This window comes from Shewanella putrefaciens (assembly GCF_016406305.1).
GTDB lineage: Bacteria > Pseudomonadota > Gammaproteobacteria > Enterobacterales > Shewanellaceae > Shewanella > Shewanella putrefaciens_C.
The window spans coordinates 2179665-2197339 of record NZ_CP066369.1 but is presented as its reverse complement, the minus strand read 5'-3'; the positions used below and the strand labels follow the sequence as shown (position 1 = coordinate 2197339).

Annotated in this window: 16 protein-coding genes; 10 read left to right on the top strand and 6 right to left on the bottom strand. The window is 47.1% G+C overall.

Translation table 11 applies throughout. From position 1 onward, the window contains the following. The first annotated feature begins 108 nt into the window (after positions 1 to 108). From rsxA to nth, 7 genes are all read left to right on the top strand, one after another. Complete coding sequence (rsxA, locus tag JFT56_RS09485; RefSeq protein ID WP_198783373.1) at positions 109 to 687, top strand: electron transport complex subunit RsxA; 579 nt, start codon at positions 109 to 111, stop codon at positions 685 to 687. A 1-nt stretch (position 688) separates the two neighbouring features. Further along, complete coding sequence (gene rsxB, locus JFT56_RS09480) at positions 689 to 1270, top strand: electron transport complex subunit RsxB (protein ID WP_198783372.1); 582 nt, start codon at positions 689 to 691, stop codon at positions 1268 to 1270. 3 nt (positions 1271 to 1273) lie between these two features. Continuing rightward, positions 1274 to 3679: an electron transport complex subunit RsxC gene (gene rsxC, locus JFT56_RS09475; protein ID WP_198783371.1), complete on the top strand. Its 2406-nt coding sequence runs from the start codon at positions 1274 to 1276 to the stop codon at positions 3677 to 3679. Between the two features lie 110 nt (positions 3680 to 3789). Further along, positions 3790 to 4839, top strand: a complete 1050-nt coding sequence (rsxD, locus tag JFT56_RS09470) for an electron transport complex subunit RsxD (protein WP_198783370.1) — start codon at positions 3790 to 3792, stop codon at positions 4837 to 4839. 84 nt (positions 4840 to 4923) lie between these two features. Beyond that, positions 4924 to 5562, top strand: coding sequence for an electron transport complex subunit RsxG (rsxG, locus tag JFT56_RS09465; RefSeq protein WP_198783541.1), 639 nt, complete (start codon positions 4924 to 4926; stop codon positions 5560 to 5562). Continuing rightward, entirely contained in the window at positions 5555 to 6253 is a 699-nt protein-coding gene (locus JFT56_RS09460; RefSeq protein ID WP_198783369.1) for an electron transport complex subunit E, read from the top strand. The genes rsxG and JFT56_RS09460 overlap by 8 nt, the downstream gene beginning before the upstream one ends. A 121-nt stretch (positions 6254 to 6374) precedes the next feature. Continuing rightward, entirely contained in the window at positions 6375 to 7016 is a 642-nt protein-coding gene (nth, locus tag JFT56_RS09455; RefSeq protein ID WP_198783368.1) for an endonuclease III, read from the top strand. A gap of 171 nt (positions 7017 to 7187) precedes the next feature. Here the strand turns inward: nth and JFT56_RS09450 are convergent, their stop codons facing one another. Together JFT56_RS09450 and JFT56_RS09445 are read right to left on the bottom strand one after the other, a co-directional pair. Next, positions 7188 to 7652: a hypothetical protein gene (locus JFT56_RS09450; protein ID WP_198783367.1), complete on the bottom strand. Its 465-nt coding sequence runs from the start codon at positions 7650 to 7652 to the stop codon at positions 7188 to 7190. Continuing rightward, complete coding sequence (locus JFT56_RS09445) at positions 7652 to 8821, bottom strand: PepSY-associated TM helix domain-containing protein (protein ID WP_198783366.1); 1170 nt, start codon at positions 8819 to 8821, stop codon at positions 7652 to 7654. The genes JFT56_RS09450 and JFT56_RS09445 overlap by 1 nt, the downstream gene beginning before the upstream one ends. A 247-nt stretch (positions 8822 to 9068) precedes the next feature. Between JFT56_RS09445 and JFT56_RS09440 the strand changes: the two genes are divergently transcribed. Next, on the top strand, positions 9069 to 9998 hold the full coding sequence (locus tag JFT56_RS09440) for a hypothetical protein (protein WP_198783365.1): 930 nt from the start codon (positions 9069 to 9071) through the stop codon (positions 9996 to 9998). Here JFT56_RS09440 and JFT56_RS09435 read toward each other — a convergent pair. Next, positions 9987 to 10763, bottom strand: coding sequence for a CLCA_X family protein (locus JFT56_RS09435; RefSeq protein WP_198783364.1), 777 nt, complete (start codon positions 10761 to 10763; stop codon positions 9987 to 9989). The two genes, JFT56_RS09440 and JFT56_RS09435, sit on opposite strands and share 12 nt — an antisense overlap. Positions 10764 to 10893: 130 nt before the next feature. Further along, the gene (locus JFT56_RS09430) at positions 10894 to 11910 is read right to left on the bottom strand and encodes a GGDEF domain-containing protein (protein WP_198783363.1); all 1017 of its coding nucleotides are present in this window, start codon (positions 11908 to 11910) and stop codon (positions 10894 to 10896) included. Positions 11911 to 12364: 454 nt separating this feature from the next. Between JFT56_RS09430 and JFT56_RS09425 the strand changes: the two genes are divergently transcribed. Further along, positions 12365 to 13960 (top strand): ABC-F family ATPase, encoded by a 1596-nt coding sequence (locus JFT56_RS09425; RefSeq protein ID WP_198783362.1) that lies wholly within the window; start codon positions 12365 to 12367, stop codon positions 13958 to 13960. Positions 13961 to 13982: 22 nt separating this feature from the next. On the opposite strand, the gene JFT56_RS09420 is transcribed toward JFT56_RS09425, so the two are convergent. After that, positions 13983 to 14438, bottom strand: a complete 456-nt coding sequence (locus JFT56_RS09420) for an SRPBCC family protein (protein WP_198783361.1) — start codon at positions 14436 to 14438, stop codon at positions 13983 to 13985. 232 nt (positions 14439 to 14670) lie between these two features. Continuing rightward, positions 14671 to 15540, bottom strand: a complete 870-nt coding sequence (locus JFT56_RS09415) for a nuclease-related domain-containing protein (protein WP_198783360.1) — start codon at positions 15538 to 15540, stop codon at positions 14671 to 14673. Positions 15541 to 16025: 485 nt separating this feature from the next. Here JFT56_RS09415 and JFT56_RS09410 point away from each other — a divergent pair, with 485 nt between their 5' ends. After that, entirely contained in the window at positions 16026 to 17654 is a 1629-nt protein-coding gene (locus JFT56_RS09410; protein ID WP_198783359.1) for a diguanylate cyclase, read from the top strand. Positions 17655 to 17675: the final 21 nt, after the last annotated feature.

The following is a 17675-nucleotide window of genomic DNA, read 5'->3' as shown; positions in this document are numbered from 1 at the left end:
TCATCGCCAATATTTACAGTAAAGATGGTTAACCCTGCATTCTATATGTTGTTTATACAAACGGAAAAGTCGATAATACCGCCAAGATCCGTTTAGACAAGTATTGAGATGAGTGAATATCTCCTGTTGTTGATCAGCACTGTACTGGTCAACAATTTCGTTTTAGTGAAATTCTTAGGTTTATGTCCTTTCATGGGGGTCTCCAGTAAGTTGGAGTCCGCGATTGGTATGTCTATGGCCACCACTTTTGTGTTGACCTTAGCCTCGATACTCAGTTATCTCGTGAATCAATACCTATTACTCCCCTTTGATCTGAGCTATTTGCGCACTATGAGTTTTATTTTAGTGATTGCCGTTGTCGTGCAATTTACTGAAATGGTCGTTCAAAAAACCAGTGTGACGCTGCACCGTGCCCTCGGTATTTATTTACCGCTTATCACGACAAACTGCGCGGTATTGGGTGTCGCCCTGCTTAACGTGAACGAAAAACACGATTTTATTCAATCGGCTATCTACGGTTTTGGTGCGGCGGTGGGCTTCTCTTTAGTGTTAATTCTCTTCTCGGCTATGCGTGAACGCTTAGCCGCCGCAGATGTGCCCTTACCCTTTAAGGGCGGCGCCATTGCCATGATCACCGCGGGCCTGATGTCGCTGGCCTTTATGGGATTTACAGGATTGGTTAAGTAAGATGTCCACCATTGTAATTGCAGTCATATTGTTGACCCTACTGGCCTTGGTCTTTGGGGTGTTACTCGGTTTTGCCGCCCTTAAATTTAAGGTTGAAGGCAATCCCATTGTCGATGAACTAGAAGCCATTTTGCCACAGACCCAATGTGGTCAATGTGGTTACCCCGGCTGTCGCCCCTACGCTGAAGCCATAGCCAATGGCGATAAAATCAATAAATGTCCTCCAGGCGGCACTGCCACCATGGAAAAACTGGCCAGCCTGATGGGCGTTGATCCCGAGCCGCTCAATGCCGAAGCACAGTCTCAGGTTAAAAAAGTGGCCTACATCCGCGAAGATGAATGTATTGGTTGCACTAAATGTATTCAGGCTTGTCCCGTCGACGCCATTATAGGTGCGGGCAAATTAATGCATACCGTGCTCACCACAGATTGCACAGGGTGTGATCTCTGCGTTGAGCCCTGCCCCGTCGATTGTATTGATATGATCCCTGTGACCCAGAATTTGAAAAACTGGAATTGGCGTTTAAATGCGATTCCCGTGACTCTTATCCAAGAGAGCCAGCACGAAGAAAAGAGAGGATAAGCGGTGCTAACTTTATTAGATCAATTAGATAAAGGAACCCTTTGGCGCTCACCCGGCGGTATTCATCCCCCCGAAGTCAAATTCCTCTCCAACACGACGCCGATAGGACAGTTGCCCTTAGCCCAGGAATATTTAGTGCCTGTGCCACAGGTCGGCGAAAACTGCACCCTTGCGGTGAAGGTCGGCGATAAAGTACTAAAGGGCACGCCATTAACCCATGGCACTTCTATTTGGCATTTGCCAGTTCATGCGCCCACCTCAGGCACTGTGATTGCCATTGAGCCTAGGGCCAGTAATCATGCCTCAGCACTGCCGGTCAATACCTGCGTGATTGCCGCCGATGGTAAAGATACCTGGTGCGAGTTAGCCCCAAGCGAGCTTGAAGGCCTGAGCGATCAACAGATCATCGAGAAAATCCATGCCGCTGGCATTGCAGGCATGGGCGGCGCAGCGTTTCCGAGCCATATCAAACTCAATCCCGTCAGTGAAATCGATTTAGTCATCATCAACGGTGTCGAGTGTGAACCCTACATCAGTGCCGATGACAGATTAATGCGCGAATACAGCCAGGATATTTTGGCAGGCATAGACATCATTTATCGCTTATTAACGCCAAAACGCATCGTTATCGCCATCGAGGACAATAAACCCGAAGCCATTAGCGCTATGCAGCAGGCGGTCAAGCAGAGCTCAATTCCTGCAGGCACAGTGCGAGTAACGGTTATCCCGACTAAATATCCCTCGGGCGGTGAAAAACAGCTGATTCAGATCATCACCGGCCGCGAAGTACCTTCGGGGGCGATCCCCGCCAAACTTGGGATAGTCGTACATAATGTCGGTACCGCTTTTGCCATTCATCAAGCAGTCATTCAAGGTAAACCGCTGATTGAGCGGGTAGTTACCGTCACAGGGCAAAATGTCGCTAAACCCGGCAATTATTGGTTGCCCATCGGTACACCCGTTGAGCACGTGCTCAGCACCACCGAGTTTAAGCCAGAGCCGCAGCAAAAGGTCATTATTGGCGGGCCTATGATGGGCCATGCACTGCCGACCATCCAAGTGCCGATTTTAAAGGGTACTAACTGTATTTTAGTGCCGAGTAGCCAAGAGATTGGCACGACGCCAGAAGAAAAAGCCTGTATCCGCTGCGGCGAATGTGCCAATGCCTGCCCTGCACTGCTGTTACCCCAGCAACTGTTTTGGCATGCCAAAGCCGAAGAATATGACAAAGCCGCGAGTTACAATCTAAAGGATTGTATTGAATGCGGTTGTTGTAGCTATGTGTGTCCAAGTGATATTCCCCTCGTGGAATACTACCGCATCGCAAAATCGGCACTCAAACAAGCCGCCGATGAAAAGCAGCAGGCTGAACGGGCTAAGCATCGCTTCGAAGCACGCTTACATCGCCTAGAGGAAGAAAAACTCGCCCGGGAAGCTAAAGCCAAAGAAGCCGCCGAGCGGCGACAAGCCACTATGACGGGCACAGATAAAAATGCCGTCGCCGAGGCGATGGCACGTATCGCCGCCAAAAAAGCCGCCGCTGCGCAGGCATCCAGTGACACTCCAATCGCACCCGCCGCAGTAACCGCTGAAGTGCCGAAGGAAAAGGCCGCCGTTGCCGCCGCCATCGCCCGCGCTAAGGCGAAAAAGGCCGCACAGGCCAATGCTGATACCAGCTCAGTAACGACCAGTTCTACTAATACCAGTTCTGTTAGTGCCAGTTCTGTTAATGCCAGCGATGCCACTGACGCCGCAGCCGAGGCTAACAGCCCAGCACCATTATCGCAAAAGGATAAAGTCGCCGCAGCCGTTGCCCGTGCTAAAGCCAAGAAAGCGGCACAGCAGAGTGCTAACGCGAGTGAAACGCCACCCTTGGATGCAAACCACACTGAGGCAAGCCACACTGAACCCAATGCAGTAGGCTCGACCATTGAGGACGATAAAAAGGCCAAAATCGCCGCGGCCGTTGCCCGCGCTAAAGCCAAAAAAGCGGCACAGCAGAGTGGCATCCTAAGCGAAGACTACACGCCAGCGACTCAAGCATCTGAAGATCAAGCGACAAACACTCAAGCTGTGGATACGCCTGTCGCCGAGCCTGAGCCAAGCACAGCTGCACTGAGTCCTGAGGATGATAAAAAAGCCAGAGTCGCTGCTGCAGTCGCCCGAGCAAAAGCGAAAAAAGCCGCGCAGGCGGACTCAACACTTGCCGTAACAGACACGAATAGCACAGTTGATAACACGCCAGTAGAACCAGTCGCTGCGACTCAAACTGTGCTAGAGGTCAATGCAATACTGCCGGCAGAGGACGCAGAAGCGCTAAAAAAAGCCAGGATAGCGGCGGCCGTTGCCAAGGCAAAGGCGAAAAAAGTGGCAAGGGAAGCGGATGCGACGAGTGATTCAAATGAATAGTTTAGTTGATATAAAAATCAGTGATGGAAGAATCAATGATTTAAAAATCAGCGATTTAAATATGTTCGACTTAAAGATTAGCGACTCAAGATTAGATAAAAGGGATCAGAATGGCGTTTAAAATAGCCTCATCACCCCATGTTACCCGTAATTTGCATACCTCGACGGTTATGCAAAGGGTGATTTTATGTTTACTGCCCGGCCTTGTGGTGCAATGTGCCTTTTTTGGTTGGGGCACGCTTGTTCAAGTGCTGCTGGCGATTATTGTGGCCCTAAGCTGTGAGGCCGCGGTGATGAAATTGCGTCATCGCAGCATCAAGGCCAGCCTTAGCGACAATAGTGCTATGCTGACCGCGATCTTAATTGGTGTCGCCATCCCACCGCTGGCACCCTGGTGGTTGATAGTGATGGGCACAGCCTTTGCCATCCTGATCGTCAAACACCTCTACGGCGGTTTGGGCCATAACCTGTTTAACCCAGCCATGGCGGCATATGTACTGCTGTTAGTTTCTTTCCCCCTACAAATGACCACTTGGATAGCACCGAGTACCATAGCGCTGCATTCACCGAGCCTGCTCGATAGCCTGCAACTTATCTTTAATATGGGCGCCCATGTGAATATGGAGCAATTCCGTTTAGGGATCGATGGCATCAGTATGGCGACGCCACTCGATACCCTAAAAACCGATTTATCCATGGGATTAACTAGCACTGAAAGTATGAGCAAAGCCATTTTTGATGGCAGTACTGGCGTGGGTTGGTTCTGGGTAAATTTAGCTTATCTCGCCGGCGGCCTCGTGTTGCTAAAACTTAAGGCCATCCGCTGGCATATCAGCACTGGGGTATTGTTAGGGCTATTTGTAGCATCGAGTGTTGGCTTTTTACTGTCCCCAGACACCCAAGCGAATCCCCTTTTCCACTTATTTTCTGGGGCAACTATGTTAGCCGCATTCTTTATTGCGACCGACCCTGTTACCGCGGCAACCAGTCCCCGTGGACGGCTTATTTTCGGCGCCCTGATTGGGGTGTTGGTCTATATCATCCGCACTAAGGGCGGTTATCCTGATGCCTTCGCCTTTGCCGTATTACTGGCGAATCTGTGCGCCCCCTTTATCGACTATTACGTCCGCCCTCGTACCTATGGTCATTCCGTGAGTTAGGGGTCATTCAGTAAGTTAGGGGTCATTCTGTAAGCTAAGAAGAGTCATTCCGCGGGCAAGAGATACAAGCTAAAGGAAAGAATGTTGAACAATCCGATGATTAAAAATGGTTTTTTATTGGCACTGTTTGCCTTGATCTGCACCGGCCTCGTTGCCGTTGTCAATCAACAAACCTTTGACCAAATAAAACAGCAAGAGCAACAGGAATTAATGCGGGTATTGCACCAATTGATCCCCGATGAAATCCACGATAATGAACTGACGGCCCATTGCACTCTGCTACAAAACAAAGAGGCCTTAGGCACAGATGAGCCTATGCCCGCCTATATTGCCACCGCTGCGGGCAAGCCCGTGGCAATTGCCATCGAGGCCATAGCGCCGGATGGCTATAGCGGTGATATCAAGTTGATTGTCGGGATCAATACCCAAGGGGAAGTCTTAGGAGTGCGCACGCTTTCCCACCAAGAAACCCCAGGGCTGGGTGATAAGATCGAGTTACGTAAATCCGATTGGGTAACGCAGTTTGTCGGTAAAATCCTCGGCTCAGAGGACGACAAACAATGGTTAGTGAAAAAAGACGGCGGCGATTTTGATCAATTTACAGGCGCCACTATTACCCCACGCGCCTATGTCAAAGCGGTCAAACGGGCGCTATGGTATTTTAACCAAAATCAAACGCAGATTTTCAGCCAGCCGCTAAATTGTGAGGCCAACCATGAGTAATTATCGTGATATTGCTTGGCAGGGACTGTGGAAAAATAACCCAGGCCTAGTGCAACTATTAGGTTTATGCCCGTTACTTGCCGTCACCGCCACACTCACCAACGCCCTTGGGCTCGGGGTGGCCACTATGCTAGTGCTGATTGGTTCGAATATTTTAGTCTCTCTGGTGCGCGATTATGTGCCCAAGGAGATCCGTATTCCGGTGTTTGTGATGATCATTGCCGCCCTAGTCACTACAGTGCAACTGTTGATCAATGCCTATGCCTACGGCCTGTATTTATCCCTAGGGATCTTTTTGCCTTTGATTGTAACCAACTGCATTATCATTGGCCGCGCTGAGGCATTTGCTTCCCGTAATAACGCCTTTAGCGCCGCCTTCGATGGTCTAATGATGGGTCTAGGCTTTACCTTGGTATTGGCACTACTTGGCGCCACGCGGGAAATTCTCGGCCAAGGCACACTGTTTGATGGCGCGGATCAACTGCTCGGCCCTTGGGCAAAAGCCTTAACCATTCAGGTATGGCAAGTCGATACGCCCTTCCTGCTGGCCATGTTGCCACCTGGCGCCTTTATCGTGATGGGCCTACTTATCGCCCTTAAAAATGTGATCGATAAAAAGCTCAAAGAACGTCAACCTGAGGCGGCGGTGCAGCCGAGCGTGACACGGGCGCGGATCACTAAGGTCGGTTAACCGGTGGATAAACGGGCGCTAAATACCCTAGCGCCCCATAACAGAATATAAACACAATATAAAAACAATATGAAAAGTGGGGTAAACCACAGCACGACAGCCCACACAGCGCAGGAATCCCATGAACCAAGAAAAACGCATCCAGATCCTCACTCGCCTTCGTGAAAACAATCCCAAACCCGAAACCGAGCTTAATTTCTCCAGTCCCTTTGAATTGCTGGTGGCGGTAACCTTATCGGCCCAGGCGACCGATGTGAGCGTAAATAAGGCGACCGATAAATTGTTTCCTGTGGCCAATACGGCTCACAGTATCTATGCCTTAGGCGTGGAAGGATTAAAGGAATATATCAAGACGATTGGCCTTTATAACAACAAGGCCGTCAATGTAATCAAAGCCTGCGAGATCTTAATCGAGAAGTACAATGGCGAAGTGCCAGAGGACAGAGAAGCCCTCGAATCCCTTCCCGGCGTTGGCCGTAAAACCGCCAATGTGGTGCTTAATACCGCCTTTGGTTGGCCGACTATCGCCGTCGACACCCATATTTTTCGCCTCGCCAATCGCACTAAATTTGCCCCCGGCAAAAACGTGGTCGAAGTTGAGGAGCGCATGCTAAAAGTAGTGCCCGCCGAATTTAAAGTGGATGTGCACCACTGGTTTATTCTGCATGGCCGCTATACTTGCCTTGCCCGCAAACCCCGCTGCGGCAGCTGTATTATTGAAGATTTATGTGAGTTTAAAGAAAAGGTTTATCCAGAGGAATAAGCTCACTACTAAGGCAATATAAACAGCGTAGGGATAACGCCAGATCTCCACAATAAATGTAATAATGCTTAGGGTAATCAGCATAACCACACTAACTTCACCCATAAAAATAACCCTCAAGCACCTGTTAGCACTTGAGGGTTATTTGCTGTTTAAATGATTAGCTAAAAACTATTGCGCTAACACAGCCTCAGGTACTGGCCACTGACTAACCAACCATTCACCCTGCCAATTTTGGATAGACACCCATAGGCTGTCCGTTGCCGCTAACTTGGCGCCGGTGATCGCATGCACATGCTGGCCATGTTTGCTGCCATGTAATACCCCGTTTTCCCCTTGTTGGAGTCTCTCGAGCGGCAACGCCTCGGGGCCGATATTGGCATAACCTTGGCGGATATGGGCTATATCCCCTTGCTCAAAAATCAACATAAAATCTTTGACATACTCATCGTGATGCTTATAGGGTGCCTTCATATCTAAGGGCATAGGCGCAATTTTAAACTCACCTAACTGCTGGCTCGGCCATGCGGGTGGAAATGTCGGGTTGAGTGATTGATAGAGAAACACCACAGGTAAGATCAAAATCAACCCACTGAGCTTGTACTTATGTTTTAACCAAAATACGGATGATGCCATTAGCGAGCCTCCCCTAGCATATCTGCGGCTAAGTCTTTGGTTTCGACCTGTTGAAAGGCACGTACATGGCGTAATCCCCACATCATAAAACCGGTAATCGACATGCCAGAAAGCACCAGCCCAAAGAAAAACCACAGGAATTTAGTCCAAATTCCGCCTAAGGTGCCGTAATGCAGCGGATCGGCAATATGCATGATGGTTTGCATGCCCGTCATGGTGTCGGGTGATGAAGCGCTGGCAATTTCCCCCGTCCATGGATTGATGCTAAGGCTATAGGAATATTGATCATAAAAAATATGATCGCCACTGCCACTCAAGTGATACATATCCCTATGATGCTCAGGCAACATCACATAGCTAGGTTGAAAATCGGGGAAGCGTGTCTTCGCAAGTTGCAGTGCGTCGGCCAAGTTCACCTTGCGTTCCGGCACTTGTGTCTCACCTTCCCTTTGCAGCGGGAGCTGCTCTTGTGCAATCAAGGGCGCATGGGGTTCGATATCAATATCGGCATGCCAAAAAATCGCTTGGACTAAGTACCATAATCCCGTCGCACTCATAATGGCGATAAACCAGATAGACCACACACCCGACAATTTATGTAAATCGGCGAGTAAGGTCTTTTTCCCCTGCGTGAGTCGCAGTTTGGGGGCAAAAAAACTGCGCCAGAAGCGTTTATAAACCACTAACCCCGTCACGAGTGAGGCCAACATCAATAGCGACATCACACTCACTAGGTAATAACCTAGGCTATAACCACTCTGCCAAGGGAATAGCAACCAGCCGTGCAGGGAACGCATAAAACCAATAAAAGTGAGGCCCTCATTGATTTGCTGGATCTCCCCCGTGTACTGATTCACATAGGCGATCGCATAGGGCTTATCGGTATCCGTAAAGGTAATCGCATTGACCAGATAGGGCTCAAAGGTCATTGCCCCCATCACCTGCGCATTGGGATAAGCCTTTTCCACCGCCAGCATTAATTCATCGATGGGCTTTGCGGGTAATTGGTCAGGATTGAGCGCACGGGCGGCGGGATTGGTAAGCCAGGTTAACTCATGGCTTAATACGGCAACAGTGCCCGTTAAGCAGATAAAACAGAATAGTAACCAGATGGGCAATGAGACCCAACCGTGCAACATAAACCAAAATCGATTACTCACCTTCGCCATCTGTGATTTTCCCAGCACTTTTATAAACCACAGAGTGTAAATGTAATGCGAATTGTTATCAATACGATATACTGGGAAATATTTTCAATTACAATGCAGTTCACAAAAACAGTGATAGAAAATCAGGGACAAGATGACACCTTTAGCATCAAAGGGATATCTATTACAATAGAGCACCACGCACAGCCACCGCGACCACTTTGTATGCCTAAGGTTGCTGCCTAAGCAATAGTATATTCGATAATTTATGCCAAAAATCCAACAGCATCAGTCCCATACACATATGCTTAACCACTTATCTAAGCCACAACCTAGGATAGATCTGGCTGAGCTCGCGGCACACATTCACTTTGAGCAAGCCACTATCATAGGTAATGCCCCCGGTGCTTGGCAGCCCGCGGCCATAGGCGCTACATTTGTCTTCAATGGGACTCAATATCAGCAGGCGCAGGCTAACTTAGCTCAAGCTGAGCTTAACGCTTCGCAACTCATCAATATTGCCAATGGTGGTTTTGCTGACTCCCAATATGCCTTTGTGGTACATGGCCATGAACAAGGCGCTTTACTCGCCAGAGCCTTAACCCAAGTGGCAACGGAACTGACCCCGCAGCTTGGATGTTGGCCCTCCTCAGGGCTGACAACCATAACCTTGATGGTACAACTCGCCAATACAGTGACAGTACAGCGCATGTCCCTACTCCCAAGCCTTCAGAGAACGGCAGATCTTGCCACTACTCACCATCTACCCTGCATGGTGCATAACTGGCTAGGGGAAAGAAGGCTAGCAAAAGCACTGTTTTCGCATCAATTAGCCTGGGATGAATTTGCCCTATTACCTGTAGAGGTTGAGCCATCCCACGTCATTAGTGATGATAATCCCTTTCTGCTATTGGATGTCCTGCGGCAAAACCCTGTGGATGCTAAAACCAGTCCCCAACTCAGGCATGGACAACTGAATGCTCTCGTCGCCCTATCGCAAGCGCCCACCAGCACTTGGCTGTCTTATGCTCAAAGTGCCGACTTAACAGACTACGAAGCCTTATTTTTTAATCATATGCCGGAGACAAATCCAAGCTATTGGTTTTTAATGGATTATGAGGCTTCACAGTATTTAGATATCATTCGGCATCAGTTAGCCTACTGCCAGCAAGTCGCGGACTCGGTACTATTTCCCTAGTGCTATTCCTAAGGGTTCAAAATAATTTATCAAGGCTGAAAAAATCGTCTTTCGGTGATGTTCGTCTGGGTAAGCTCCCTCCTTTGCCAAGGCAGAATACCGGGTGCCAGACACCAGATAGGGATTGGTAATATCCTGATAGGATTCAATACATGCCTCAAAGGCTCTGGCCATCATTTCGGTTGGCCGTGAAAAATACTGGGCCGCATAACGCTTATCTAATGCAATCGCTTGACGAACATAATCGCTGGGCTCTGAACTATCTTGACTCAACAGTGTTACCCTAAAAATCTCAGATAAACGCTGATTCAAAGGATGTTCAATCATCGACGTATCGCCAAGCCAAAGATCACTGGCGCATTGAAAACGCTTAGCTTGGGGCAAAAAGGCTTTATCGGCGACATAATGATCAAATGCATGCCAAAACTCATGGGCTAAGGCGCCTGCTCCCGCATTTTTCGCTAAGGCTAATTCCCGCGAAGCTGGGGCATAATGAGCCTGTACCCCCTTTTGCCCACCATGGCCAAAGGCAAGGCTTAAACTTTGCCGTAATCCTAAGGTTAACGGCGGCAGTTTTAGGATAAAAGCGAGATCAGCTAGGGAATCAAACACTAAATTAGCCGCAATGCGGGACTCTTCCCGCGTCACCCAGCGCCCCACGCGCACATGACTAAAGCCAAAGGTTTGTTTGATATCGAGAAATGTCACTTGCTCACCGAAGCGATAATCGGGCCCCTGGCGAGTATATTGCTGGTGGATTAACACTATATCCCTTCAATTAAGAGGCAAAGCGCAATGGAAGTTAGCCCAGTATATTAAGCGAAAACTGTATTGAACAAAACGTAATCCATACCGCCATGGTCAGGTCAGCACTTAGGACGGCTCCAAAGGACATTCATTCGATATCTTCCCAGCTCACCAGCCGATTTCGCCCAGTATTTTTGGCGTGGTACAACGCTTTATCCGCCTCAGCCACCAGCTTTTCCGCATCCGAGCGACACAGGCTTTCTCGATCCATTGGGGTATTTTGACTCCCAGTAGCCTTGTTGGGCTCAGATTCAGTACCTTCTTGTAATGACATAGGCATTAGCGCGCTTAACCCCGCCGAAAATTGATAATGAAAATCCGGCGCAATATGGGACAAATCCGATTCAGCCAGCTTTTGCATTAGACGTTCGATCACCGCTTTGGCCTCAGCAACCGTAATTTCGGGCAAAAGGATCGCAAACTCTTCTCCTCCTAAACGGCCAAAAATATCGTAGGGACGAATATGAGCGGCAACCAATGCAGTAAAGTGCTGTAACACGCTATCGCCCACTTGATGACCATAACGATCGTTGACCCGTTTGAAATAATCTATATCCAGCATTGCAAGGCAAAGAGGCTGTTTTAATTGCGTCAATCGTTTGATTTCATGCTCTAACTGCTGGAAAAAATGCCGCCGATTGGCAATACCCGTCAATTCATCGGTCAGCGCTAACCGTTTCAATTCAGTTTTTGCATCCCTTAAGGCAAACTCAACCTGTTTTAGTGGGGTGATATCGGTGCAGACAATCGTCATATTACCATTGTGATACACCTGCTCCGACAGCTGTAGCCAACGGCCATCGACAAGGTCGACTTCAAAACGTCTAAAATTCACTTGCCGTTGCTGCGTATGAATATGCTCAAGCCACTCTTCAACCGTATCTCGTTCAATATTCGGCCCTTGTTTACGGATAAAGGCCAATCGCATCATATCGTCAAAATGACGTCCAACCATATCTTGATCGTCAAAGCCAAACATCTGAGCAAAGGTATTGTTATAAAAGATAAAATGATTATTTTCATCCAACACTGCAAGGCCATTTTGGCTTAAGCGTAGCGCCTCGGTTAAAAATGGATAAATCGATTCAAGGGATTCATTTTCCATGCTCATTCCTAATAAAGCACCTGTGCCCAACACCCATATAGGTTAGCAGTGTTCGCCGTTAAATACCGCGACCGTTCACTCAATCATAACCGTCGTTCACCACTTACCGAATGAGTGGTAAACCGAGTAATTATTCATGTATATGCAAAAACAAAACTATAAACCCCGTAAAAATTTTAACGATGATTCATTTTTCAGAATAATCATTCACATGCCACAGTTCGATTTGATACAAGAGTCAAAAAGCGCGTGCTGGAATATCCTGCAATATCGAGAATGAGGATCCGTTATTTAGGCGTTTGTTTGCTCGCATCTTTTGCGTGAAATCGCTATACTGCGCGGCCAAATTATCTTGGCCAAGACTTTGCTGATATCAGCATCATTGTTGCACTGCATTTGTAACAACACAGCCGGTTTAAGCCTTTTATTAAGACGTTACCCCTAGGACATACCCTTGATCTCTACCGCAAATATCACCATGCAATTCGGCCCCGAGCCATTATTTGAAAATATCTCGGCAAAATTTGGCAACGGCAACCGTTATGGTTTGATTGGCGCTAACGGCTGCGGCAAATCCACCTTTATGAAAATCTTAAGTGGTGCCCTCGCTCCGACATCGGGCAATGTATCCATCACTCCGGGATTAAAGGTCGGTACCCTAAGCCAAGATCAATTTGCCTTCGAACAATATACGGTTATCGATGCGGTGATCATGGGCGATGTGCAGCTGTGGAAAGTCAAACAAGAGCGGGATGCCATTTACGCCAAGCCAGACATGAGCGAAGCAGACGGCATGCGGGTTGGCGATCTTGAAAGCGAATTTGCCGAAATGGACGGTTACAGCGCCGAGAGCCGCGCAGGCGAAATCCTCATTGAAGCGGGTATCGAAGAATCCTTCCATTATGGCCCTATGTCCCAGGTCGCACCCGGCTGGAAACTGCGGGTGTTATTAGCCCAAGCGCTGTTCGCTAACCCCGATATCTTGCTGCTCGACGAACCGACCAACAACTTGGACATCCACACCATCAGTTGGCTCGAAACCGAGTTAAATAAGCGCAAATGCACCATGATCATCATCTCCCACGATAGACACTTCTTAAATGCGGTGTGTACCCATATGGCGGATATTGATTACGGCGAGCTGCGCATTTACCCCGGCAACTACGAATACTTTTTAGCCCAATCCTCCCTACTGCGTGAACAGCTATTGGCGGGTAACGCTAAAAAGAGTGCCGAGATTGAAGAGTTGCAGGACTTCGTTAACCGTTTTGGCGCTAACGCCTCTAAGGCCAAGCAAGCCAGTTCGCGCGCCAAACGCATGGATAAAATTAAACTGGATGAAGTGAAATCATCGAGCCGAATTACCCCGTCGATTCGCTTTGCCGCGGGCAAAAAAATGCATCGCCAAGCCTTGATCCTTGAAAATCTTGGCCACGGTTTTGACGGTGAGTTACTCTTCCAAGGTGGTGATTTAATTCTCGAAGCGGGTGCAAAACTGGCGATTATCGGCGAAAACGGCGTAGGTAAAACCACCCTATTACGCTGTTTAGTCAATGAGTTAATCCACAATGAAGGCGTGATTAAGTGGTCCGAAAATGCCTCTATCGGTTATTGCCCACAGGACAGCACCTCAGATTTTGATAATGATCTCACCATCATGGAATGGATGGATCAATGGCGCCAACCCAAACATAACGACCTGATGGTTCGCGCCATGTTAGGCCGTCTGCTGTTTACCGAAGATGACGCCAACAAAAAAGCCCGCAATTGTTCGGGCGGTGAAAAAAACCGCTTAATCTTCGGTAAGTTAATGATGCAAGACATTAACGTCATCATCATGGACGAACCCACCAACCATATGGATATGGAAGCCATTGAAGCATTAAACAATGCGCTTAAAGACTTTGAAGGCACCTTAATATTCGTCAGCCACGACCGTGAGTTTGTTTCATCATTGGCAACGCGGATCATTGATATTCGAGATGGGAAGCTGGTTAACTTCCAAGGCACCTTCGATGAGTACCTTGCAAGCCAAGCCCAAGCGCAGTAAATAAGCTTTATTCATTAGGGATCTATCCGTTGGGGATCTCTGGCTCAACCAGCCGCGCCAGCTGCTCGAGTGACTCCTGCCAGCCTAAGTAGCACATCTCCTCTGGGATCACAGAGGGGATGCCTTCCTGCACAATATTCAGGCTCGTGCCACAACTCACGGTTGTTAGGTCGATAGCAACGAGCATTTCGCCGGGGAGATGATGATCATCGAATTGATCCGTTTGTCTAATACGCTCTCCGGGGACAAGCTCAGTAAATGTGACCCGAAAGGAGTGACTGCCCCCAGAACTAAAATTTGTAAATGACATTCGATAGCCACCGCCAACCTTAACCTCGAACTCGTGAATCGTTCCCACAAAGCCATAGGGTGGCAACCAGCGCTCAAGCGCACTTTTGTCCGTAAAAGCGCTATACACTCGCTCTGCAGGAGCGCGCAGAACGCGATGTAATCGAACCGTCCCGGTTTTGTCAGCCATAATACAATCTCCTTGTTTAAAGAATTTACAGTGTATTAGAGTAGGATAGATTGCCTGCTTTGGCATTTTTTAAGCGACAAGAGTTTCGAGCTACAAGAGGTGATGCCCCTAGAGCTAGATTAATTCAATATGTTAAAAATATTCTATAGAAGCTAGCATCAATAAGGTCGCAATTAGGAAAATCGCGGTTTCAAAAAGATTCAACCGTTTCAACATTGAGTGAACTTGTGCCTTAATCAGTAAGTTCTGAAATGCTTGGTTCATAACGATGATTTTTTAGCTGAGCTAAATGACGAGCCTTAGCATCTGAATCTGATAACAGCTTTACAGTATCGAGTATGGTTGCAAACTTATGATATTCATCGATAAACAATGAACTGGTCGTTCCAAGGTGCTTTTTATCCTTAAATTTAAATAAAAAATCCAGCAAAACAGATTCATTGACAACATTCTCCGGCATAGCGGTTTTGAACGTCGCCTTTTCAGCAAAAACCACGACTGAATATATCCCCTCCACCAATCCAAGACAGTGGGCAACGGCTAAACAATGTTTATAGTTTTGATGTAATGGATTTTTAAAGCTCGTGCGTTTAGTAAAGAGTTTTTGTGTCCAGTTGGCTTGATTCTTACTCCCAAATATCCAGCCACTATAGTTTTTCACTTCGATGACAAATACTCCAAAATGCGTCAGCAACACAAGATCGACTTCCGTCATTGGAGCCGTATCAAACGTTGTATCATCTATCGGCAGTATAAGATTTGAATATAGGCGATACTCCTTGTTTTCGAACCCTTTTTTCAGCAACCGTGCGACTCGCTGCTCACCTTGCTCTCCCAACACCTTGGCCCGGTATCGATTTAAGTTCTTTCTAAAAACGAGTGAAATGAGTACCAAGAGCAATGCACAGAAAGGCACATACAACACAACAGGGAAATGACTTAATGCTAATAATGGCGAAGGAGTAAGATTCGGCGAGACAGATTTCTGTTTTAATGAATTATTTTCATAATGTAGAACAGTGTTATTTTTATATTTATTTTCAACAATATTATCGATTTTTTTTAGACAGGATCTTATGCGTCTTGTGATCATTTTTTGCATTTGCTATCGGATTTATGCAACGAGTATCGAATCTTGCTTTAAGTTCTTGATAACGTTGTGTTGATTCATGCCAGTCCTGCATTTCGCTCTGAACCAGTACGCACACAGATACCGTATCTTGTTCAACCAAAGACACCAATGATGATGAAAAAAGCCCACTTGCCATAAAGACAAATAGCCGTAGTCTAAGGATAAAAAATAATTTGCTTCCCTTCACGTTGTCACATTTCCTCAGTTTTAAATCACTAACCTTGATAGGTTGTTATTAAAGGGCCAAGTTAGCAATGCCCTACTCATCCCATCAAATGGTCTACCATTGGGGACCGCGATTTAGGATTAATTAAATCAAGTTACTGAATAGGGCTTCCTTTTTCCGATGTTGATTTACACTCTAAAGATAAGAAGTAAACAATTACAGATTGAATGTATTAGATCCATAATCAGCATATCACTGCATCTCTATCATAGTATGGTGGCAATTGCCTATGAGTCTTGAAGAATCCCTAGAACAGCTAAAACGCCAGTATCTGCATGCTCTGCCTGATAAAAAGAAACAAATCATATCCCTATGGATTTTATTGCGAAAAAATTGGCAGGCACAATTGCTGTCTGCGGTTTACCGTGAGGTGCATAACTTAAAGGGATCCTGCGAAACATTTGGCTTAACTGAGACTAAGCATATTGTCGATAAACTCGAACCTCAACTTAAAAGCTTACTTAATGCGCCAACACCTGAACTCTCTGAAATTAAGGCCTTAGATAGCCAATTTCATCAGTTATTAGAGGACAATATGCGCAGCCAAGCTGTTGCTCCCGTGGTTGAGGCCCAGGTGCAGCCGCGGCCAGTTAAGCCAAGCAAATTACGCCATGAACACAGTATTGCCATCATAGAGGATGACCAGAATGTGGGCGCGATGATCGCGAAACAATTGGGAGAATTTGGTTTTAACGTACAGTATTTTTTAAACTTTTCGACCTTTCTTGAAGTGCAAAATACAACGCCATTTGATTTGATTTTATTGGATTTAATTCTTCCTGATTACACTGAGGAGGACTTATTTAAAGCCGCAAAAGAATTTGAAAAAAACAATACCCGAGTGTTTGTCCTCTCATCTCGCGGGGATTTTGACATGCGCCTTTTGGCCATACGTGCCAATGTGAGTGAGTATTTTGTCAAGCCTGCCGAAACCACCTTGCTGGTTCGCAAAATCCATCAATCTTTAAAAATGTCAGAAAAGCAGCCACTTAAAATCCTTTTAGTGGACGATCAGCAGTCGATGGTGGATTATTTTTCGAGTCTACTGCGCAGCCATGGCTTAATGGTTAAAGGCATGACGAGACCCGAACAAGTGCTACCCACCCTGGAACAATTCGAACCTGATCTGTTTATTTTTGATTTATATATGCCCGAGGTGAATGGGCTAGAACTGGCACAAATGATCCGTCAATTGGATAAATACACCTCTAGCCCTATCTTAGTTTTAAGCTCCGACGATACTATGCAAAACAAAGTTAGCATTATCCAAGCGGGTTCCGATGATTTAATTTCAAAGCAAACTGCCCCGATTTTATTTGTGAGCCAAGTGATCTCCCGCGCCCAACGTGGGCATGACATTCGCAGTGCTGCCAGTCGTGATAGCCTAACAGGTCTGTTAAATCACACCCAAATTTTAGTGGCTGCCCGCCGTTGTTTTCATCTTGCTAAGCGGATAAATTCCATCGTTTGCATCGCTATGTTCGATTTTGATCACTTCAAAATGATCAATGATACCTATGGTCATTCCGCTGGCGATAAGGTGCTTTTGGCCTTTGCGCACTTGCTACAGCAGTCCCTGCGACCAAGCGATTTTATGGGGCGTTATGGTGGTGAGGAGTTTATGTTAGTGTTGCCCGAGCTTTCCGAGCCTTTGGCTATCGCCAAACTCAATGCCATACGCGAGAGTTTTAGCCATATCCTATTTGTGGAAGAGGGCGTTGAGTTTCAAGTCACCCTCAGTGGAGGTATGGCTTTTTCGACCGATTGTGATGAATTTCAAGCCTGTTTACGCTTATCCGATAAAAATCTTTATGAAGCCAAACGCCTTGGCCGCAACCGATTGGTGGGCGGCAGCTAGGATAATCCCCATAGGATAGCG

Excerpts from the sequence above, each read along its gene's own strand:
- rsxA (WP_198783373.1), top strand. The coding sequence starts at position 109 with ATGAGTGAATATCTCCTGTTGTTGATCAGCACTGTACTGGTCAACAAT.
- rsxB (WP_198783372.1), top strand. The coding sequence starts at position 689 with ATGTCCACCATTGTAATTGCAGTCATATTGTTGACCCTACTGGCCTTG.
- rsxD (WP_198783370.1), top strand. The coding sequence starts at position 3,790 with ATGGCGTTTAAAATAGCCTCATCACCCCATGTTACCCGTAATTTGCAT.
- JFT56_RS09460 (WP_198783369.1), top strand. The coding sequence starts at position 5,555 with ATGAGTAATTATCGTGATATTGCTTGGCAGGGACTGTGGAAAAATAAC.
- nth (WP_198783368.1), top strand. The coding sequence starts at position 6,375 with ATGAACCAAGAAAAACGCATCCAGATCCTCACTCGCCTTCGTGAAAAC.
- JFT56_RS09450 (WP_198783367.1), bottom strand. The coding sequence starts at position 7,652 with ATGGCATCATCCGTATTTTGGTTAAAACATAAGTACAAGCTCAGTGGG.
- JFT56_RS09445 (WP_198783366.1), bottom strand. The coding sequence starts at position 8,821 with ATGGCGAAGGTGAGTAATCGATTTTGGTTTATGTTGCACGGTTGGGTC.
- JFT56_RS09440 (WP_198783365.1), top strand. The coding sequence starts at position 9,069 with ATGCCAAAAATCCAACAGCATCAGTCCCATACACATATGCTTAACCAC.
- JFT56_RS09430 (WP_198783363.1), bottom strand. The coding sequence starts at position 11,910 with ATGGAAAATGAATCCCTTGAATCGATTTATCCATTTTTAACCGAGGCG.
- JFT56_RS09420 (WP_198783361.1), bottom strand. The coding sequence starts at position 14,438 with ATGGCTGACAAAACCGGGACGGTTCGATTACATCGCGTTCTGCGCGCT.
- JFT56_RS09415 (WP_198783360.1), bottom strand. The coding sequence starts at position 15,540 with ATGCAAAAAATGATCACAAGACGCATAAGATCCTGTCTAAAAAAAATC.
- JFT56_RS09410 (WP_198783359.1), top strand. The coding sequence starts at position 16,026 with ATGAGTCTTGAAGAATCCCTAGAACAGCTAAAACGCCAGTATCTGCAT.